This window comes from Mucilaginibacter sp. RCC_168, assembly GCF_041355315.1.
In the GTDB taxonomy this organism is placed as follows: domain Bacteria; phylum Bacteroidota; class Bacteroidia; order Sphingobacteriales; family Sphingobacteriaceae; genus Mucilaginibacter.
Genome location: NZ_JBFUPN010000039.1, coordinates 21,248 through 42,095 on the forward strand (window position 1 = coordinate 21,248; position 20,848 = coordinate 42,095).

16 protein-coding genes are annotated in these 20,848 nt (G+C 40.6%); 14 read left to right on the plus strand and 2 right to left on the minus strand.

The window, feature by feature from the left end:
• Positions 1-537: 537 nt before the first annotated feature.
• The 3 genes from AB6735_RS26715 (at position 538) to AB6735_RS26725 (ending at position 4,092) form a co-directional block, all read left to right on the plus strand.
• Complete coding sequence (locus AB6735_RS26715; RefSeq protein ID WP_370999249.1) at positions 538-1,755, plus strand: site-specific integrase; 1,218 nt, start codon at positions 538-540, stop codon at positions 1,753-1,755.
• A gap of 525 nt (positions 1,756-2,280) precedes the next feature.
• A complete protein-coding gene (locus tag AB6735_RS26720) occupies positions 2,281-3,156 on the plus strand; it encodes a leucine-rich repeat domain-containing protein (RefSeq protein ID WP_370999250.1) in 876 nt (291 codons plus the stop codon).
• A gap of 633 nt (positions 3,157-3,789) precedes the next feature.
• On the plus strand, positions 3,790-4,092 hold the full coding sequence (locus AB6735_RS26725) for a hypothetical protein (RefSeq protein WP_370999251.1): 303 nt from the start codon (positions 3,790-3,792) through the stop codon (positions 4,090-4,092).
• 139 nt (positions 4,093-4,231) lie between these two features.
• Here AB6735_RS26725 and AB6735_RS26730 read toward each other — a convergent pair whose 3' ends face one another.
• A complete protein-coding gene (locus tag AB6735_RS26730) occupies positions 4,232-4,852 on the minus strand; it encodes a class I SAM-dependent methyltransferase (RefSeq protein ID WP_370999252.1) in 621 nt (206 codons plus the stop codon).
• Between the two features lie 158 nt (positions 4,853-5,010).
• Between AB6735_RS26730 and AB6735_RS26735 the strand changes: the two genes are divergently transcribed.
• The 10 genes from AB6735_RS26735 (at position 5,011) to AB6735_RS26780 (ending at position 19,173) form a co-directional block, all read left to right on the plus strand.
• Complete coding sequence (locus AB6735_RS26735) at positions 5,011-5,547, plus strand: RNA polymerase sigma-70 factor (protein ID WP_370999253.1); 537 nt, start codon at positions 5,011-5,013, stop codon at positions 5,545-5,547.
• Between the two features lie 155 nt (positions 5,548-5,702).
• Positions 5,703-6,659, plus strand: coding sequence for a FecR family protein (locus tag AB6735_RS26740; RefSeq protein ID WP_370999254.1), 957 nt, complete (start codon positions 5,703-5,705; stop codon positions 6,657-6,659).
• Between the two features lie 126 nt (positions 6,660-6,785).
• Positions 6,786-9,380, plus strand: a complete 2,595-nt coding sequence (locus AB6735_RS26745) for a TonB-dependent receptor (RefSeq protein WP_370999255.1) — start codon at positions 6,786-6,788, stop codon at positions 9,378-9,380.
• 128 nt (positions 9,381-9,508) lie between these two features.
• Positions 9,509-11,038, plus strand: a complete 1,530-nt coding sequence (locus AB6735_RS26750; RefSeq protein WP_370999256.1) for an aspartate aminotransferase family protein — start codon at positions 9,509-9,511, stop codon at positions 11,036-11,038.
• Positions 11,010-13,448 (plus strand): GNAT family N-acetyltransferase, encoded by a 2,439-nt coding sequence (locus AB6735_RS26755; protein WP_370999257.1) that lies wholly within the window; start codon positions 11,010-11,012, stop codon positions 13,446-13,448. Before AB6735_RS26750 ends, AB6735_RS26755 begins: the two co-directional genes overlap by 29 nt.
• Before the next feature lie 133 nt (positions 13,449-13,581).
• A complete protein-coding gene (locus tag AB6735_RS26760; protein ID WP_370999258.1) occupies positions 13,582-14,871 on the plus strand; it encodes a lysine N(6)-hydroxylase/L-ornithine N(5)-oxygenase family protein in 1,290 nt (429 codons plus the stop codon).
• Between the two features lie 216 nt (positions 14,872-15,087).
• The gene (gene hemW, locus AB6735_RS26765; protein ID WP_370999259.1) at positions 15,088-16,209 is read left to right on the plus strand and encodes a radical SAM family heme chaperone HemW; all 1,122 of its coding nucleotides are present in this window, start codon (positions 15,088-15,090) and stop codon (positions 16,207-16,209) included.
• 210 nt (positions 16,210-16,419) lie between these two features.
• Positions 16,420-16,968 carry a fasciclin domain-containing protein gene (locus AB6735_RS26770; RefSeq protein ID WP_370999260.1) on the plus strand — a complete coding sequence of 183 codons (549 nt, stop codon included), beginning with the start codon at positions 16,420-16,422 and terminating at the stop codon, positions 16,966-16,968.
• A gap of 212 nt (positions 16,969-17,180) precedes the next feature.
• Positions 17,181-18,059, plus strand: a complete 879-nt coding sequence (locus tag AB6735_RS26775; RefSeq protein WP_370999261.1) for a cupin-like domain-containing protein — start codon at positions 17,181-17,183, stop codon at positions 18,057-18,059.
• A 232-nt stretch (positions 18,060-18,291) separates the two neighbouring features.
• A complete protein-coding gene (locus AB6735_RS26780; RefSeq protein WP_090471200.1) occupies positions 18,292-19,173 on the plus strand; it encodes a cupin-like domain-containing protein in 882 nt (293 codons plus the stop codon).
• A gap of 111 nt (positions 19,174-19,284) precedes the next feature.
• On the opposite strand, the gene AB6735_RS26785 is transcribed toward AB6735_RS26780, so the two are convergent.
• A complete protein-coding gene (locus tag AB6735_RS26785; RefSeq protein ID WP_370999262.1) occupies positions 19,285-19,704 on the minus strand; it encodes a DUF4440 domain-containing protein in 420 nt (139 codons plus the stop codon).
• Positions 19,705-19,866: 162 nt separating this feature from the next.
• On the opposite strand from AB6735_RS26785, the gene AB6735_RS26790 reads away from it, so the two are divergent.
• Positions 19,867-20,745, plus strand: a complete 879-nt coding sequence (locus tag AB6735_RS26790; RefSeq protein ID WP_370999263.1) for a carbohydrate kinase — start codon at positions 19,867-19,869, stop codon at positions 20,743-20,745.
• The last annotated feature ends 103 nt before the right edge of the window (positions 20,746-20,848 follow it).

A 20,848-nucleotide genomic window follows, 5' to 3' on the forward strand; every position in this document is an offset into this window, starting at 1 on the left:
CCAACCGAAAAAGATCATTTGCCACGTGTACAATATTGTAGAGAATATCAATCAATTATTGATAACTATTTATTATCGGCGACCGAGTTTTTTAACAAATTATTTATTTCAGGTTAATGTGGAGTTCTAATTTAAGCTTGTTTTTAAATAAATTATACCTAAATTAGTGCTAACAATTAGAGTTATTTGCCCAATCACGTGATTCGTAGAGTGGTGACAAAAAGTTAAAATAAAGCGCTGATAGCCAAATATATAGGGAGGCATATTCTGAACCCTCCCTCTCCGCCAGTTTCAATAACAAAGTACATTAAAAGCCTGCAAATCAAATGATTGCAGGCTTTTGTTTTTGGGCTAAAACCCCGTTTTAACCACCAATTCGCATATAAAAGGTGCGTTATTAGGTGAGTGAATTTTTGGAAATACTTACTCACCGTTATTTGCGTATCGTTTTGATAGTCAACCTGTTCAAAAGTTGAACATCTTGTGCAGACCTGATTGCAAGCTTAATTTTGTTTCACTTTTTAATGTCAAAACATTATGAAAACTAACTTCAGCTTGCTTTTTTATTTGAAGAAGCCAAAAAACCATCAAAATGGCGTGGTGCCTATTTATTTGCGGATTACTGTTAATGGTAAACGGGCGGAAACCAGTACGGGCCGTGAATGCGAACCTACCTTATGGAACAGTACCGCAGGACGGTTTAAAGGAACTAAAGAAGAAATCAAATCTTTTAACGCTTACCTTGATAACCTGCAAGCCCAGGTTTACGAAGCGCATGGCCAATTGACCGAAGCGGGTGGTATGATTACAGCCGAAAGTTTAAAAAACAAGCTATTGGGCAAGAGCGAAAAATCCCGGATGCTTATCAGCTTGTTTAAAGACCACAATAAAAAGGTTTCGGCTTTGGTTGGTGATGAGTATGCAGCCGGGACATTGGAGCGTTACGAAACGTCTTTAAGGCATACCCGGAGCTTTATAGAATGGCAATATAAAGTTTCGGATATAGACATTAAACAGATTGACCATGACTTTATAACCAATTACGAATTTTACTTGCGGTCTGAACGTAAATGTGCCAACAACTCCGCTATCAAATACATTAAGAACTTTGGCAAGATCATCCGCATTTGTTTAGCCAGCGGCTGGCTGGATAAAGACCCTTTTGTAAATTACAAAGCCAAAGTTAAACGGGTTGACAGGATATTTCTAAACCGGGAAGAATTACAGGCTATTGCAGATAAAGCATTTCCAACCGAACGGCTCAACCAGATCAGGGATATTTTTCTTTTCTGTTGCTTTACAGGATTGGCCTATGCCGATGTGAAAAAATTGAAACCGGCTGAAATTGTAAAAGGCCTCGACGGGGAAATGTGGATATATACCAAGCGAAAAAAAACAGACACGCCAAGCCGTATTCCTTTACTGCCATCGGCATTGAGTTTGTTAAAAAGGTACGCAGAACATCCCCTTTGCTGTAATACAGATAGAGCCCTGCCAGTATCTACCAATCAAAAAATGAATGCCTACCTGAAAGAGATTGCAGACGTTTGCGGCATCAATAAAATACTCACCTTTCACATTGCCCGGCATACATTCGCCACAACCGTAACGCTGTCTAATGGCGTACCCATCGAAAGCGTATCAAAGATGTTGGGCCACACCAATATCAAAACTACCCAGCACTATGCAAAGATTTTAGATTTAAAAGTGGGGCAGGATATGGCATTGCTTAGGCAAAAGTTTGTTATTGATTAGCCTAATTACCAGTTTGAGCCAGCTTCGTTTTACATTCCTTATTCACCGCTACAGCGAAGATAGCCCACGCCGGGATAAAACGTAAAGGGTATATAAACAGGCAGATGTGTTTTGTTTTTTTATTGGCTTGCCCGCCCTTGACATTTTACCCGGCTTTGCGCTATTGGTTGCTTATCGGTTGAATAAGGACTGTTTTATTCAATAGCATTAGCTGATTTATCCGGTGTATTATTGCGTGGCGAATAACCTAATTTTTAATGTCCAAACGCGAAAGCGGGGGGAGCAAGCGGAAGTTGGGCAGAGCCCTACTTTGCTTGCCCTACGCTTCGCTACGAGGGTTTGGAGTATACTCAAAGTATACTTTGCCCTCTTAACGATAGTGTAAAGGCCGTTTTTAGTATACTTGTGAGTACACTTTATTAATTATATCCAATTAAATCTAAATATACTTAGGCCAAATTGCCTTTATACAAAATACTGAGATATCTATTATTTAATTTAGTTTTGGATAAACCTTAAAAAACAGTGGAAAAACTCAACTATTCTTCAAAGAACTTAAAAACTTTTCCTGCCGAGATACTCAAGCAAGCACATCTCGAAGTCTTAGATATTTCAACTAATACAGGTTCCTGGGATGTTTTACTAAATCCAAATATATTTTCCACTATACCAGATGGGATTAACGCTTTGCAAAGCCTGAAATCATTTAACTTATCAAGAACATCTATACAATCATTACCTGACACATTCGGAGAATTAAAAAATTTAAAATTTCTTGATCTCACTTCAACTGAATTAACAGAATTTCCAGAATGCATTTTACAACTACATGATTTAGAAGTATTGATAATGGAGAATTGTAAAATCGAGTTTATTCCATCAGGCATTTCACAATTAGAAAATTTACGAATTTTTAATTTGGATAATGCACTAATAAAAAAAGTACCCGCTGAAATTGGTCATTTGAAAAATTTAGAAGAACTCCACCTATATAATAATTTCATACAAGAATTGCCAAAAGAAATTGCTGGTCTACAAAATTTAAAGAAGCTGAAAATCGGAAGTTATGAGAATAAAAGAAATCAAATAAAAATGCTCCCTTCGGAAATTGGACAGTTAAAAAAGCTTGAATATATACATTTGGGAAATAATAAGTTGCAGGACTTACCAATAGAATTATTGGGGTGCTCATCTTTAAAAATATTAGAGTTGTGGAGTAATGAATTTGAATTTATCCCCGAATGGCTTTCACAATTAGACTTAAAAGAATTAAATTTTTATTCAAATCCTATTAAACACCTTCCTGAAAATTATAAATTTTTAAGGCGGATAAAAAAATTAACACTTGATGAGCACTTAGACAAAGAATTGGAAGACAAAAGAAAATGGAATATTTTTTGATTCTACAATAAAAATTCTTTTAATAGCAATATGTTTATTTTGAATTGATGTTAATAGAAACCTGCGCTTTCAAATTTTTTAAATCCATTGCAACCACCGGGAGCAATGGCAAGTTTGCCCCGAGCCAAAGGCATCGGGGTAGTTTTTGTGGTAACAAAAACACAAACTTGCTACTTATTGGTAAACCTCTTTATAAAACGAGCGTAGTCGTTCGGGTGAACTTCTGTTAAGCAACAAAAAGCGGAAGAAGACAGGGCTGTCAAGGGAACGTGGAATAAATGGGTAAGTGCGTGAATGGCTCGCGGGTTTATGCCGCGAAAGCCCTTTACTGCCCTGGCTTCGCGGCTACCTTTGCGGTTACAGATGATCAGCATAATAAGCCGCAAATAATCTGTTTTACAAATCCGTAATCCCTATATTTGTAATATAAGATTTGCAATTAATCTGTACAAAAAAAGTGGTGAGTATTTCGGTGAGTAAGAAATAAAATCCGCATAATATATTGAATATCAAAACGGTTTAAGAGGTAAACAAATCCCTCCCTCTCCGCCAGGTACATTTTTGAACACCAAGCCGGAGATATGAATTTCCGGCTTTTTTATTTTACATTTAATCAATAAATATTATCTAAATATGAGTTTTTTAAAAGGAAGAACTGTCAGAATAATTGTTAGCGAGCCATTTGAATGGGCGCATGGCAATTTATTTGGAACAATTATTTATGATCACGGCGCGGAGAAAATCATAGTTAAATTATCAAAAGAGATAAGAGGCGAAAAACTTACAAGTGACCTTTTGGAACTTAGCCCTCGTTATGAAAAGGAAACGTTTAAACCCTTAACACAAAACTATTCTGTGACTGTAGGCGGTGCATTAATTAAAGAAAATTTATCTGAATTTGATTACATCCTAATCGGCAGTGTAACCATCGACTAATGCTTGTTATTATTGATAATTTTCTTGATAATGTCCAAAATTCCATCCAAGTGTTCTAATAAATTCCCATTCACCCCGCCAAAAACAAAAAAGCTTGCAAATTGAATCTCTGCAGGCTTTTTTATAATCAGCTTTAATATTACTGATGGCCTTTCCTGCATTTAATTAAAAAGAATGGATAATTCTCAGTGACTTCCGTGATCTCAAATAGTCCGGCTTTACCAAACTCCGTATTAATTGATTCTCTATCATAAAAAAACATTTTAATCCCATCGAATATCTCATAACGATCCTTGCTCACTAATTTACCTTGACCATACGTTGAAGCTTCCTTCGAAATGGCTGTAAAAATCATATAACCATCATCTGTTAGTTGATTATAGCAATCACTGATTAATTTTTTCCGGTCATTGGCGTCTAATAAATGAATTAGGGCGTAACAGAATATCCCATTATATTGATGTTTGTCAAAAGGCATATCAATTACAGAACCATGATAGATGGTCATACCGGTTCCATAATGCTTTTTTGCCATATCTATAGCGGTTTTTGATATCTCGATCCCAGTAACTGCCATTTCATGATCTCTGAAAATTTGGGCATTCCGCCCATAGCCGATACCTGGAATAAGGATATTTTTTATCGATTTTTGGACAAAAAAATCATTTGTTAATATTGCAGATTTCGATGGTTCAAATCCCAACATTTCCTGCTTGTTGATAAAAGCAGATTCCCAAAATTCTGGTTTTTCATTTGTCATGCTATCTTTCAATTTGGCCCTAAAGTAACTATTTACTAAACCGACTATAACCGGAACTATTACTGTTTACATGCGTTTTTGATCTAATATCATATTTAATTCTTTTTATTTATAATGATTCTAAATAGTTATCTATATTTGTCCAAAATTAGCTTCCAGTGTCAGGCAATAGCAAATACCCCCAAGTAGTTTTTCACTTAACTGAGCAATCCTTTCAGCAACTTTATCGCTTGTATTGGAAAAAAGTTTTTACTATTTGTTATCATACTTTGAGGGATGAAGATATAGCCGCTGAGCTTTCCCAGGATATATTTGAATCATTATGGAAACGAAGAAACACACTCCAGATAAATGTATCTATTGAACAATACCTTTTCAGATCGGCTAAACTCGAAGTGTTTGAGTATTGCCGTACCACATCCAATCGACAAAAACACCTGCAAAATGTTGTCCAAAACCAGTCTATCGAAGGCAGGTACACTGAAGATACGTTGAATTACAACGAACTGTATAAAACCATTAACCACCTGATCAATAAGCTCCCTTACAAATCGCAGGAGGTTTATCGCTTAAGTCAGCAGCAGGGCCTGGATAAAAAGTCGATTGCTTCAGCCCTGCTGATATCGGAAAAAACAGTTGAATACCACCTCTACAAAGCATTGAATTTTCTCCGGGAGAATTTAGTTATCGACTAAATAAGTCCAAAATAAGCATCCATATTATTATCTCTACAAATTGTTTTTATACCTGAATATCAGCTATGTATATATTATTTAGAATTAGTCTTAGGAAAAATAACACACTAATCAGCTATGTTATTGAATGCAGCGTGTAGCTTGCATTTAATTAGATGAAAATAGAAATAACACAAGAACTACTGGAACGGTATCATCAGGGCAAATGCAGCATTGATGAGCAGTTTGCCATTAAGCAATGGCTGCAAAACATAGCAGAAAGTGAATTCACCATCTCCCCTCCTGTAGATATACAGGGTATTGAGGATAAAACATGGGCAGAGCTATCAAACCGGATATTCCCTGAGAATGAGCTCCGAAAAACAAACTGGACCTGGCTGATCAGGGTAGCCGCAAGCATTGTTTTGATCACGGGATTGACTTTCTATATTTATCATGTATCCGGAAACCATCAGGAGCAGGGTAGTGCTGCCCTTAGTTACCACGAAGTAAAAGTCCCTAAAGGTAGAAGGGCCACTTGCACCCTACCCGACGGAACAATTATTCAGCTAAACTCGGATAGCAAACTACGGTATCCCGAAAAATTTACAGATACATCAAGAGTTGTGGAATTTGAAGGTGAAGCTTTTTTTACCGTAGCTAAAGACAAAAAACGCCCGTTTTCTATCAATAGCAAGCAGGTAATTGTGCAGGTTTTAGGGACTCATTTTAATCTTCGTGCTTATCCCGAGGAAAATAAAACCGATGTAGTGGTTGAAGAAGGGCGGGTAATGTTTTCGCCAAAAATCAAAAAAGCTTCTTTAATTCTTACGGCTAACCAGCAAGGTGTATATGGTGCTGATCAGTCATTAAAGCAGCAAACGGTATATGCCGCGGCTTATTGTAACTGGCGTAACAATCAGCTGCAATTTAAAGATCAGAAATTGAGTGACATAGCCTCAACGCTGGAACGCTGGTATAATGTGGAGGTACTTATTGACAACCGCTTATTAAGAAACGAACGTTATACCGGACGTTTTAACAATCCGGATATGAAAAGTGTGCTCAACAGCCTTGAATTTGCTATAGGCTTTCATTATAAAATAGCCGGAAACATTGTAACTATTTATTAACCAGACGCAACAACTAATGCCATGTAGAAAAATATAGAAACAAAAATTCCCGATGCTTCATCGCCAAACTACAACATCGGGATTTGCTCAACTAATACTTAATTAATTAAACATTTAAACGAAAATATGAAACAGGTACATACTTACCTCAAAAACTTAATTAAATATTCTTCAAGCCTTACCATTAAACAGCTAAATATTGCGCCTAAAGTATTAATTGTTACTTTTTTAACACTTTTTAACACTACTTATTTATTTGCGCAGCAGGATGTGCTCGATAAACCCCTAACCATCAAATTAAGCAACATTACATTGGCCGATGCACTACTGGCCATTGGTGATAAAGCATCCGTAAGTATTACGTATAGCAATACCCGGCTCGATGCTAATAAGATCGTGAATGTAGATGCTACCCATCAACCTATCAAAAGAATATTACACGATCTGATGGGCGCCAATCTTAAATTAAAGGTGCAAGGCAATGTGATCACCATTCAAACAACCGATAATAAGCCCATAACTTCTATCAACTTAAATAACAACCTGAACGAGGTGGTGGTGGTTTCATCCCGCTCGCCGCAGCACATCAGCGAAATACCCGGAACTGTTTGGGTTATTGACAGTATCAAACTGCAATCCCAGATCAAGGCCGGCGTACCGCTTAAAGAAGCGTTGGGCATCCTGATCCCTGGTTTGGATATAGGCAACCAGGGGCGTTCGAATTACGCGCAAAACATTCGTGGGCGAAATATACTGGTGATGATTGATGGTGTATCTATCAATAGCACTCGTAACACCAGTCGCCAGTTTGATGCTATCGACCCCTTCAATATCGAAAAGATCGAAGTGCTTTCAGGTGCGAGCTCGGTTTATGGTGGCGACGCGACCGGTGGTATCATTAACATTGTAACCAAAAAATCAACGTCGGAGAAATTGTCATTCCAGACCGAAGTAGGTGGGCGTAGCGGCTTAGGTCACGGCGACGATCATGATATTCGTGTAGCGCAATCTGTAGCCGGAGGTAATAGCTTTGTAAAGGGGCGTTTAGGCTTTGCTTATCAGCAAAATGGAGCTGCTTATGATGGCGATGGCCATCAGATTATTATTGATACCAAACAAGGCGACCTGCAATATAACCGCAGTATTGATCTGTTTGGCAATGTCGACTTTAAACTCAAGCACAACCAAAATATCAGCCTGGATGCGCAATACTACAACTCTAAATACAACAGTGACCATGGCCTCTTCCTGGGGAATAACCTGGCGGGAGCACTACCGGCCAATGCCAATAATAATGTAGCTCCCGATCCTTCATTGCTGGATGTACGCAAAGGCTTTGATGCCGATGTGGTACCGCGTAGTAAACGCATTTTTATTAATAGTCAGTACCGCATCGGTAATATATTGGGAGGTCAGAGCTTTCAATTCCAGGCTTTTGTCCGGTCAGAGAAATTGGATTTCAGTCCTTCCTTTCCCGAAGGTATCGTACAATCACGCGATCTTACCGTTGCACCAGGTAATGTAAAACCTTTACCTCTGGCCGCATCACGCCAGAATACAGATGTATACGGCTTTAAGGCAGTCTTATCAAAACAGTGGGATAAGGTAAAAGTGATCTACGGCGCCGACCTTGACCATGAAAAATTTGTGGGCAAACAGGCTTTCTTTGATACCGACCTAAGCTATAGCTCTGGCGGACTGATCAATAAAACAGCAAGTAGCTTGGACCGCTATCCCGGTAACCGCATACTGGGTATATCGGGCTTTGCACAAGCCAGCTGGGAAATTGTTGATAAGCTTACCCTTTCCGGAGGGATCCGTCAGCAACATATGGATGTAACTGTAGATGATTTTGTGCGCTTTCAACAGCAGGTATCTGTAAACTATGGCGTGGGTACCTTGGCGGATAAAATCCCCGGAGGTAAAAATGATTATAATGTAACCCTGTTTAATGGCAGCCTGATATATAAGTTTAATAATAAGGCACAGGTTTGGGCAAATTACTCACAAGGCTTTTCGGTACCAGATCCAACCAAATATTACGGAACCGGGGCCTATGTACGCGATGGTAATAACTGGAAACTGGTTAACAGCATCAACGTAAAAGACGCGCCATTAAGCGGGATCAAAACCAACCAGTATGAACTTGGTGGCAGGCTGAGTGACGAGAGTGGTTTTAAAGGACAGATAGCCGGTTTCTATTCCGTATCAGACAAAGCCATCCTCATCAACACCAGTAATTTCACCATATCCGTTACCGATCAAAAAGTACGCAACTACGGTTTTGAAGGTGAACTAAGCTACAGCCAGCAGCCAAAAGGTTTAATAGTTGGCGTTTCTGGTCAGTTCATTATTTCGGATATCCAAACACCCGATAAAGGCTATCAGCGTAATTCTATCATCTCCACCAACCCATCCAAATTTGTAAGCTTCACAGGCTGGCAAAGTCAGGCTTTTTCGGTAAGGCTACAGGCTGTTCGCTCACTTGATCTGAAAGATTACCAAAACCTGGAACTTAAAGGCTTTACCACATTTGACCTGGTGGGAAATGTAAAACTACCGTTGGGCACCTTATCTGCCGGTATTCAAAATCTTTGGGACAAGCAGTATCTCACCTTCTGGGGACAGCGCTCTGTATTGTTTTACGGCGCCCCGGCCAAACTGTACCAGTACTACGGTCGCGGCAGAACATTTTCTTTAACCTATACCATTAATTATTAGGGCGTTCATAGTTGATGGTTTATAGTTCATAGCCAGAAAAGGATATCCTCCAAAGGTATCTGTTTCTCACAAACTACGAACCATCAACTATGAACCATTAACCATGAACAAACTATCAATCATTACCTATGATAACACCATCCAACACACCCCATCAGGATGAGGCCCTATTAGAGGCCTTAAGTACTGACACTTCTTTTGAAGATATACTTTACGAAGGCTCATCTGAAGAATATCTCAAGGCCATAAGCCTGGCCAGCCAGTCGGTAGTTAATTTTTTGCATGATAATAAAAAACCTTTCAGCGGTGTAACAGCGGCCCAATTACGTCCGCAATTTGAATCGGTTGACTTGACTATTCCCCTACCTGATTATGAAAGTCTGATGAACGAGGTTGAATCCTTATATACCAAACACGCGGTTACCTTTCATCATCCAAAATATGTAGCGCATTTAAATTGTCCGGTTGTAATACCGGCTATAGCTGCCGAAGTGTTGATCAGCGCTATCAACTCCTCGTTGGATACCTGGGATCAAAGTGCCGGGGGTACGCTGATAGAGCAAAAAATGATCGAGTGGACCTGTAACGAAATTGGCTTTGATGAGCATGCCGATGGCGTGTTTACCAGCGGTGGTTCGCAAAGTAACATGATGGGTTTATTATTGGCCCGTGATCATTATTCGGTAGAATATCTTAAACATAATATTAAACAAAATGGCCTACCTCCTGAGGCATCCCGTTTCCGGATCTTTGTTTCCGAAGCCGGGCATTTCAGTATCCAGAAAAATGCCGCGATACTGGGCCTGGGCGAAAAAGCCGTAGTTAAGGTAAAAGCCGATCGTACCTTCCGGATGAATACTGTTTTGCTGGAAGATGCTATACAACGTGAATTAAAACAAGGCAACATACCTATAGCTGTTGTAGCCACGGCAGGCACAACCGATTTTGGCAATCTCGACCCGCTGGAAGCCATTGGGAACATAGCTGCAAAATATAAACTATGGTACCATGTTGATGCCGCTTATGGCTGTGGTTTATTACTAAGCAACAAACACCGGTATTTATTAAATGGAATCGAGCTGGCAAATTCTGTTACTGCCGATTATCATAAAGCCTTTTTTCAACCGGTTAGCAGCAGCGCCTTCCTGGTAAACCATAAACGATATTTTGGCTTGATAACCCATTATGCCGATTACCTGAATCCGAAGGATCAGCACTCGGACGAGATCCCGAACCAGGTGAACAAATCCATCCAAACTACCCGCCGCTTTGATGCCCTCAAACTTTGGTTCACCCTGCGCATCATGGGTAAAGAAAAATTGGGCAGCTACATAGAAAAGATTATTGAAACGGCCGAAAATGCAGCGCATATCATCAGTACAGATCGTGATTTTGATCTGTTGAATTATTCGGATCTATCGGCATTGGTTTTCAGGTATAACCCTTCCGGTTTGCATACCGCTAACCTGACCCAGATGAACCAATATATTAAAGCACAGCTTTTAAAATATGGCGACGCGCTGGTGGCCGGCACCAAGGTTCATGGCGAATTTTATCTAAAATTCACATTGCTCAATCCGCTTACAACTACCGATCATATTAAAAACATTCTATTAAACATCAAAAAACATGGAAACGAATTCATTAAGTTTAATTAACCTTAGGGAAGAAGCTGAACAGGTAAATTACACCGCTATGCTCAACAGTTATCTGCGTGAGTTTAGCAATTGGAGCCGTTACCTGGGTATCCCCAAATATGACGAGGCATTAGCCGCTCATTTCCGGGCGACCGGTCATGATTTGCATATCCGTATTGATTTTTCTTCTATTGGCCTGGAGGTATATGCTCCCCTGGGTTATTATTCTGAAAGCGGCAGGCATATATTCCATTTCCCGGTTGTAAAACGCGACCTGCAAACAGATGAGATCACTGAACTGGCTTCTACCGATCTGATCGCTCTGATAGTTCAATACGCGCAAGAGCAATATCCGGAGATAGAAGCCAGTATCACCCAAAATCGTTTACAGAACAGTATAGAAAACCTGGAAAAATATCTCGAAAATTTCATCAAGCGTGATCTTCATGCCAATGCCGTCGAGATGGATTTTATCCAGGCCGAGCAGTCACTTATTTTGGGTCATAGCGTGCACCCGGTACCCAAATCAAAACAGGGGTTTAATGACGATGACCTGTTTAAGTATTCGCCCGAGACTGCCGGACGCTTCCAACTGCATTACTTTCTGATAGATGCCAGCCAGGTCATTCAAAAAACTGCCGACGATACTTTGCCATCGGTTCAGTTAAAAAGTGAGTTGTTAACCCTTGCTGCCGACGATTCACGGATGATGGAATTATTGAATACACACCCCACATTCACCGTAGTGCCGATGCATCCCTGGGAGGCTAATTACTTGCTGCAACAGGATGATGTTTTAGCTTTACAGCAGGATGGTAAACTATATAGTTTAGGCCATTGGGGAGCTGAATTTACACCAACATCTTCCGTACGTACGGTTTATAATGAGGAATGTGATTGGATGTTCAAATTTTCCCTGCACGTAAAAATTACCAACTCTGAACGCATTAACCTGTACCCCGAACTACATCGAGGTTATAATATTTCGCGTCTGTTAAAAACGCCCTGGGGACAAAACTTGCAGAAAGATTTCCCGGAGATCGATTTTATTGTTGACCCGGCATTTATCGCGGTTACCGATAATAAGGGGCAGGTGATTAATGGTTTTAATATCAGCATTCGCCGCAATCCGTTTAAAAACGAAGCACAGCATAAAAATGTAACCCTGCTGGCCGCGCTTTGCCAGGATAGCATTTTTGGGGAACCATCCAGATTAGCTAATATTATTAAAACCGCGGCTCAAAAATCAAACAAAGCGGTAAACCGCGTGGCCGAAGACTGGTTTAAACAATACCTGCACATCTGCATCAGGCCAATGGTTTCCATTTTAAATAAATATGGTTTGGCCTGTGAATTTCACCAGCAAAATGTAATGGTGGAGCTGGATAAGAACCTGTTCCCAGCAAAACTTTATTTCAGGGATAACCAGGGATTCTTTTTCCGTACAGGTAAAGCCGACGAAATTTTAGCCGCCATCCCGGGTATTGCTGATGAAAGCAAATCGATCATCGACGAAGAATACATCTCCCCAAAATACACCTATTACCTGATGATGAATAACCTGCTGGGTGTAGTAAACGCTTTCGGAGTAAACGGCCTGGCTGATGAAAAGCGTCTGCTGGATATTGTTTATAAAGAACTGAAAAGCCTGGAGGCGATGGACGAAACCGGTCTGGTCAACTACATCATCAACAGCCGAGATTGGAGTGTGAAAGCCAACCTGTTAACCAGCCTATATAACATGAATGAGGCTAATGTATCGTTAGAGTACCCGGCGGTTTATGTGGATTACCCCAACCCGCTCAACAAGTTTTTCTTTTGCAAAAACCTGATTAAACCGGAGCGGAAAGATACTGTGTACAGTAGATATTTCCCGAAAGAAGATGTAACGCTGAGTATTCGTCCGTTTGATATTGACCGCGACCTGGAAATGGTGCACGATTGGTTTAACCAGGAACAAGCCAAACCCATTTGGAAAATGGATGGCCCAATACGCGGATTGGAGCTTTTTTACAGAACCATCATCCCAAGCGACGCCACCCATAGTTTTATTGGCGAAGTAAATGGCGTGCCTAACTTCACTTTTGAACCCTACTGGCCCGCCCGCGACCTGGTTGGCGCTTATTACGAATGCCTGCCGACGGATTACGGTACCCACTTATTAGTAGCTCCCGCAGAAAAAGAGAAAAAGTTTGCTTATCAATCGTTGCAGGTGGCCTTAGATTACCTGTTTGCCCAACCCGAGGTTGGCAAATGTATAGGCGAAGCGGCTGTAGAATCGAGAGCCATGCGTGCCCTGGCTAACAGGATTGGTTACCAGCAGCAAAGAGTGATAGATCTGCCACACAAAAGCGCCAATCTTACTTTTTTATATCGCGAATGGTACTGGGAGAAAAATCCGGGTACAAAGGAAATTAAGATAGAATTATAGAGGAATTGATGGAACAAGGATTTGGGGAGCAAAGAACAAGGACAAACAGAAGCGGGGACAAGAAAGTCTTAATCCTTGTTCCAAAAATCCTTACTCCTTGCTCCTCAAATCCTTGCTCAAAAAAATAAAAAAATTGAAAACTAAAAAAGTATACAATCTGATCGGTATTGGAATTGGCCCGTTTAATTTGGGGCTTGCCGCTTTAACGGAGCCGATAGATGAATTCTCTACCCTGTTTCTGGACCGTTCACCGGCTTTTGACTGGCATCCGGGCTTAATGCTCAGTAATGCTACCTTACAGGTGCCCTTTATGGCCGATCTGGTAACTATGGCCGACCCAACCAGCAGGTACAGTTTCCTGAATTTTTTAAAGGAAACCAACCGACTCTATAAGTTTTTTATCCGCGAAAACTTTTTTATTCTACGCAAGGAATACAATGTTTATTGTAAATGGGTAGCTGCACAATTATCCAGCTGCTTGTTTTCCAGATCGGTTGAGGCGGTTGAATACATTGAAACTGCAAAGCATTATAAAATTAAGGTTACTAATAGTTTAACTAACCAACCCGAGGTTTATTACGCCGAAAAAATAGTGTTAGGTACGGGAACAGAACCCCGTTATCCCGATTTTATGAAGAGTATTCAATCACCCAATATTCTGCATACATCCAATTATCTATATAAAAAGACCGACATTCTACAGGGTAAATCGGTAGCGGTAATCGGATCCGGGCAAAGTGCTGCCGAGGTTTTTCAGGACCTGCTTCCTCATACCGAAACTGGTTTGCAGCTTAGTTGGTTTAGTCGCCCTGATCGGTTTTTCCCGATGGAGTATGCAAAACTGACGCTGGAACTTACCTCACCTGAGTATGTGGATTATTTTCATAACATGCCTGCAGAAAAGCGTAAGGCCTTATTGGCTAAACAGCCGCCTTTGTACAAAGGCATCAACTTTGAGCTGATCAACCAAATATTTGATACACTATATGAAATGAGTGTTGATGATACGACCTTAAATGTACAGTTACGACCTAATTCACAACTGGATGGTATCAAAGTAAATCAGGATGGTTCCAATGAACTGCAATTCACACAAGTACAGCAACAACAAGCCTTTACACATCAGGCCGATTATGCGATCTTGGCAACGGGATACAAATATAACACCCCGGCATTCATCAACGGCATTCAACAACGTATTGGAGTTAATGAAGATGGTCTTTTTGATGTGAAACGCAACTACAGTATTGATATCAATGGTGATGAGATCTTTGTTCAAAATGCCGAATTGCATACCCATGGTTTTGTAACCCCCGATCTGGGCATGGGCGCTTATCGCAATTCATGTATTATTAACCAGGTTACCGGACGGGAAATTTATAAAGTAGAACAGCGGATCGCTTTTCAGCAGTTCAGTGTTTAGGTAAACAGGAACGGATAACCGTAAAGATTTCATACTTAACATGAACCTGCGCAAGGTCATGTGGCAAACCTCCTGGCCAGCCGTGGCGACTATTGTACTTTATGGTCTGAATAACCGTTAAATAAAACACCGCACAAACATTTGATAAGTTATTTAAATTAAACTTCATTAATTTACTTAATATCATTTACTAAATATATTTATGAACTTTGCCAAATGGCAGGTATCTACATACATATTCCATTTTGCAAACAGGCATGTCATTACTGTGATTTTCATTTTAGCACCTCGCTTAAATATAAAGACGAGCTGTTGCATGCGCTGGTAAAGGAAATCAAACTGCAAAAAAACTACCTGGATAATGAAACTGTAGAAACCATTTACTTTGGCGGTGGCACACCATCGTTATTGGAAGCTGATGATATAAACCTGTTGATCAATGCCATAACGGAACTGCACACGGTATCATCAAGTGCGGAAATAACCTTAGAGGCCAACCCCGACGACCTGACTGATACCAAAGTAAAAGCACTTCGCCAAACCGATGTGAACCGCTTTAGCATTGGTATCCAATCATTTTTTGATGAAGACCTGCTTTGGATGAACCGGGCCCATCGCAGCAGGCACGCCGAAGCTTCTGTAAAAAGGGTGCAGGATGCCGGTTTTGAAAATATTACTGCCGATTTGATCTACGGCTATCCGTTATTAACGGATACTAAATGGAAACAAAACCTGGATAAGATATTTGATCTATCAATCCCGCACATATCTTCCTACTCCATGACAGTTGAACCGCAAACCGCATTAGCGGCCTTTATCAGCAAAAAAAAGCAGCAGCCTATGAATGATCAGCAGAGCGCGGCCCAGTTCACTGTATTGATGGATGCGATGACTGATCGTGGTTTTGAACATTACGAAATATCAAACTTTTGCAAACCCGGGCATTATTCCAGGCATAACTCTAATTATTGGCAGGGTGTAAAATACTTGGGGATTGGCCCCTCAGCCCATTCCTATAACAGCGAAGCCAGGCAATGGAACATAGCCAATAATGCCAAATACATACAAAGCATTGAAAGCAGTAAGCTCCCGGCCGAAACCGAAATACTTACGGAAGAGAATCGCCTTAACGAATATATCATGACCTCGATACGTACCATGTGGGGACTTGATCTGGATAAATTGAATACCATAGCCAAAGCATCTGCATCTCCATTGCTTATTGCTGCGGGGCAGTATTTTGATAAGGAATGGATAAGGCAACAGGATAATATTTTGTATCTTACCGCTACCGGTAAACTTTATGCCGATAATATTGCTGCCGGTCTATTTTTTTGATTGATTGACAACATTTAAATCAGCAGGTTGTACGAATTAACGGGCTCTATAAAACCGTTAAGTAATGCTCTCCGTATCTTCTTTCAAATAGCGCTTATTATAAACTTAACAAAACTATCAAGAGCTCGTGATAGCTTTGTTACATTGTAAAACAAAACAAACCGGCACCTTTGGGTGTCATTTAAAAACAATTTGTAAACTAATCACATCATGAAAAAATTGATCTTGGCGGTGTTAGCCTTAGCAACTTTTGCAGTAATGCCTAAAGCAAACGCGCAAACAAAAATGGTAGGCGGTGCAGCCATGTACCCAACAAAAAATATTATTCAAAACGCCGTAAACTCAAAAGACCATACTACACTGGTAGCTGCTGTTAAAGCAGCCGGTTTAGTGCCAACATTATCATCAGCAGGCCCATTCACTGTATTTGCGCCAACTAACGAAGCCTTTAATAAATTGCCTGCTGGCACGGTTGATAACCTGGTTAAACCAGCCAATAAAGCTACTTTAATAAAAATTTTAACCTATCACGTGGTTGCGGGTAAGTTAAGCGCGGCCGACCTTTTGGCAAAGGTAAAAGACGGAAATGGCAAAGCCGAACTAAGTACCGTAAGTGGTGGAACCTTAACTGTTATGGAACAAGGCAAAAAGCTATACCTGGTTGATGAGAAAGGTGGCAAATCATGGATCACTATTGCCGATGTTAACCAGAGCAATGGCGTAATACATGTAGTTAACACTGTACTCATGCCTAATTAAGTTTATAAGTCGTGAGTAGCGAGTTATGAGTTTTGTAGAAACTGTTTATTATCTTAATTTATTTAACTCAAAACTCATTACTTAGAGCTCAGAACTCAAAAAGAAACCCGGCAAATGCCGGGTTTCTTTTTGTCAGAAAAGTTTAAAAAAGCGGCCGGGCAATTGGGCGTTTTTTCCAATTAATTAATTTTGCATGTTAATTAATTGTGAATATGAGTTTACATCTAACACCCATAGATACCGTTGATAATATAAGCAGAGCCGATTTTGTTAACCATTATTTAAATCCACGTAAACCGCTTATTATTCGTAAAGCAACCCAAAGCTGGCCCGCCTTGCAAAAATGGACTTTTGATTATTTAAAGGAAACTGTTGGCGACCAAACCGTGCCCTTATATGATAGTTCAAAGGCCGATCCGTCAAAGGCCATCAATGCATCGGCAAGTGAAATGAAATTTGCCGACTATATAGACCTCATACAAAAACAACCTACCGATCTTCGCATATTTTTATTCGACCCGATCAAACACGCGCCAATATTATTGAACGATTACCGTTCGCCAACTGATCTGATGGGCGGTTTCCTGGATAAATATCCTAATATGTTTTTTGGAGGCGCGGGCTCGGTAACGTTTTTGCATTATGATATTGACCTTGCTCATATTTTTCACACCCATTTTAACGGGCGCAAAAAAGTGATCCTGTTTGATTACAAATGGAGCGAGCGCCTGTATTGCATCCCCTTTGCTACCTATGCGCTGGAGGATTATGATATTGAAAACCCCGATTTCGAAAAATTCCCGGCGCTGGATGGGATTGAAGGTCAGCAAGCTATTTTAGAACATGGCGATACCTTATTTATGCCCACTGGTTACTGGCACTGGATGAAATACCTGGATGGATCGTTTTCCATATCATTACGCGCCTGGGATAAATCGTGGGCCATCAAGGCAAAAAGCTTATATAATTTGACTGTACAACGCAAGTTTGATAATATGATGAAGGCGCGGTTTAGGAAGGCCTACATGGATTGGAAAGAAAAACTGGCTATTAAGCGTGCCGAAAATGCATTAATGACTGGTAAGCCATAGGGCCAAAGCCTCACCTAAATCCTCTCCAAAGGAGAGGACTTCTCCTTAATATTATTAATACGGATACTTTTAGCCCCCTCGCCTTTGGAGAGGGCCGGGGTGAGGCTCCGCGTCAATTATATTTTTTAACATAAAAGCTTATACCTTTTGAGGTTTTATTTCGTTATTTTGTTTGCTTTTCGGTATTTAAGTTAAATTAATTTAAATAAAACAGCCGAAAAACAATTACAATATGAGTTTTATCCTCCGCCCTATTGATACTGTTGAAAATATTTCTCCTGAAGATTTTAAGAAGAACTATTTAGATCCCCGCCGTCCGCTGGTTATAAAGGGGTTGACCAAAAGCTGGCCCGCCCGCGAAAAATGGACACCTGAATATTTAAAGCAGGTAGTAGGCAAAAAGGTGGTTCCCTTATACGATAACTCAAAAGCCGATCCTTCAAAACCCATCAATTCATCGGCAACCGAAATGCCTTTTGATGAGTATATTGATATGATCCGCAGTCAGCCTACTGAGCTCAGGATATTTTTCTTCAACATTTTTAAACAGGCTCCGCAACTTTTAGATGATATTGTATTGCCAAAAGATCTGATGGGTGGCTTTTTAGAAAGCATGCCCGCTATGTTCTTCGGGGGTTCCAACTCTGTTACTTTTTTACATTACGATATTGATTTGCCACATATTTTCCATACGCATTTTGGTGGCCGCAAGCATGTGATTCTGTTTGAAAACAAATGGAAACGCCGCTTATACTGCATCCCGAATGCTACTTACGCTTTGGAGGACTATGATGTGGCAAATCCTGATGTTAAAAAATTCCCCGCGCTGGATGGTGTAGAAGGGATCGAAGTTTTTTTAGAACACGGCGATACGCTGTTTATGCCTACCGGTTACTGGCATTGGATGAAATACATCGACGGATCATACTCCCTGAGCCTGCGTGCCTGGGATGCTTCCATCAGCCGGAAAGCGGCGAGTTTGTATAACCTGGCCATCAAAGGCGGGGTAGATAGTGTATTAAAAATGGCTTTTAAAGAAAAATATGCCAAATTCCGCGAAGAACTGGCCGTAAAATGGGCTAATCGTGAACTGGCCGCCGGGAAACCTTTTTAAGTTGTAAGTACTGAGTTTTGAGTTATAAGTTATTAAAAAAATCGATGAGCTGTCTCATCGATTTTTTTGAAGCTTTTCCGTCTCAGATCTCATTTCTAACATCTCATATCCTTATGATGTATGATCACACACGATCTTCCACTCGCCTTTTATTTTCCTGAACCATAGCGTATAATAGCCACCAGGCGCATCTTTTTCACGCTTTAGCTTCCAGCCACCAAACACAAAGGCATTTGTAGCATCTAATATTTTCACTTGCAGGATAGTAAAAGTGAGTTGTCCCATAGCCGCTTTATCCGGATAGCCCTTTTTATAGTGATCAAGTGCTGTTTGCCATCCATAATTAGGTACCGCTTTACTTACAAACAACAGCGAATCTGATTTCCAGTACCCCTGCATAAAACCATCAATATCGCCCTTATTCCAGGCCAGTTCCTGGTTGTGCATCACTTTGAGTATGGCCTGCCTGTCCTGGGCATGAGAGAGGTAAGAAACAAGGATCAGGAGGAAAGATAATATGTACTTTTTCATACCCTAATATAAACAGGATTTTCAGGATTAAAAGGATTACCAGGATTGGATGGAAAAATCTTACAGATTCCAAAATCTGGCAAATCCTCTCATCAATCCTTAAATCATGTTAAAAATCCTGCTATATTTGAGTTATACTACACCAAACTTTACATCAACTTTATGAACAATCAGGTATTAAGCTTCGGCGAAATTTTATGGGATGCTTTTGGCGACGGTAAAAAAGCTGGCGGAGCTCCCATGAATGTGGCAAGACACTTAGTGCAGCAAGGCGTTAATGTTGTTTTTGCCAGTTCTGTAGGAATGGATAGCAGCGGCGACGGACTGATAAACTTTTTACAAAAAAGCAGACTTTATTCACCCTTAATTCAGCGTGATGATGAACTACCTACCTGTGAAGTAACAGTGCAGTTGGACGAAAACAACCAGGCTACCTATATTATACCTGAACCTGTATCCTGGGACAATATCCAAACCACAACTGAATTAACGGGGGCGGGTAAAAAGGCATCAGCCATTGTGTTTGGCAGCCTGGCTTGTCGTAACACAACAACCCGCGAAACCCTGTTAAACCTGCTCGACGAAACACCTGCCCTGAAAATATTTGATGTAAACCTCCGCCCTCCGCATTACACACTATCTACTATCGAAACGCTTGCCGCCCGGGCTCATGTGGTAAAAATGAATGAAGAAGAAGCCAATTTACTTATAGGTGGCAGCAGTGACTCACTACGCGACCAGATCATTGAGTTCCGTTCCAAATATCATAATCAAACTATCTGCGTAACCCGTGGCGAGCGTGGGGCAATAGTATGGCATGATCATGAGTTTTATGAAAGTCCGGGCTGCCCTGTAAAAGTAAGCGATTCAGTGGGTGCCGGAGATGCGTTCCTGGCCACTTTTGTAGCGGGTATATTGGCCCAGCACCCTATGCAAACCATTGTTGATAAAGCGTGTTCCGTAGGTGCCTTTGTAGCCAGCCAGCGCGGCGCCAATCCTGTTTATCCACCAGAATTACTGAATAGCCTGGCGTACTTGTAAATTCGTTAACTCTAAATGCTTTTTATATGTCATTGCTGTAAGGGTTTAGTAATTCGAGGACAAACTAGGGGGTTTATTTTTGGTTGTTTAGGGTGATCATATC

What these genes read in the sequence shown, in the direction of transcription:
- AB6735_RS26725 (WP_370999251.1), top strand. Translation starts at nt 3,790, where the DNA reads ATGAGTTTTTTAAAAGGAAGAACTGTCAGAATAATTGTTAGCGAGCCA.
- AB6735_RS26745 (WP_370999255.1), top strand. Translation starts at nt 6,786, where the DNA reads ATGAAACAGGTACATACTTACCTCAAAAACTTAATTAAATATTCTTCA.
- AB6735_RS26770 (WP_370999260.1), top strand. Translation starts at nt 16,420, where the DNA reads ATGAAAAAATTGATCTTGGCGGTGTTAGCCTTAGCAACTTTTGCAGTA.
- AB6735_RS26780 (WP_090471200.1), top strand. Translation starts at nt 18,292, where the DNA reads ATGAGTTTTATCCTCCGCCCTATTGATACTGTTGAAAATATTTCTCCT.
- AB6735_RS26715 (WP_370999249.1), top strand. Translation starts at nt 538, where the DNA reads ATGAAAACTAACTTCAGCTTGCTTTTTTATTTGAAGAAGCCAAAAAAC.
- AB6735_RS26740 (WP_370999254.1), top strand. Translation starts at nt 5,703, where the DNA reads ATGAAAATAGAAATAACACAAGAACTACTGGAACGGTATCATCAGGGC.
- AB6735_RS26775 (WP_370999261.1), top strand. Translation starts at nt 17,181, where the DNA reads ATGAGTTTACATCTAACACCCATAGATACCGTTGATAATATAAGCAGA.
- AB6735_RS26755 (WP_370999257.1), top strand. Translation starts at nt 11,010, where the DNA reads ATGGAAACGAATTCATTAAGTTTAATTAACCTTAGGGAAGAAGCTGAA.
- AB6735_RS26730 (WP_370999252.1), bottom strand. Translation starts at nt 4,852, where the DNA reads ATGACAAATGAAAAACCAGAATTTTGGGAATCTGCTTTTATCAACAAG.
- AB6735_RS26790 (WP_370999263.1), top strand. Translation starts at nt 19,867, where the DNA reads ATGAACAATCAGGTATTAAGCTTCGGCGAAATTTTATGGGATGCTTTT.
- AB6735_RS26785 (WP_370999262.1), bottom strand. Translation starts at nt 19,704, where the DNA reads ATGAAAAAGTACATATTATCTTTCCTCCTGATCCTTGTTTCTTACCTC.
- hemW (WP_370999259.1), top strand. Translation starts at nt 15,088, where the DNA reads ATGGCAGGTATCTACATACATATTCCATTTTGCAAACAGGCATGTCAT.
- AB6735_RS26750 (WP_370999256.1), top strand. Translation starts at nt 9,509, where the DNA reads ATGATAACACCATCCAACACACCCCATCAGGATGAGGCCCTATTAGAG.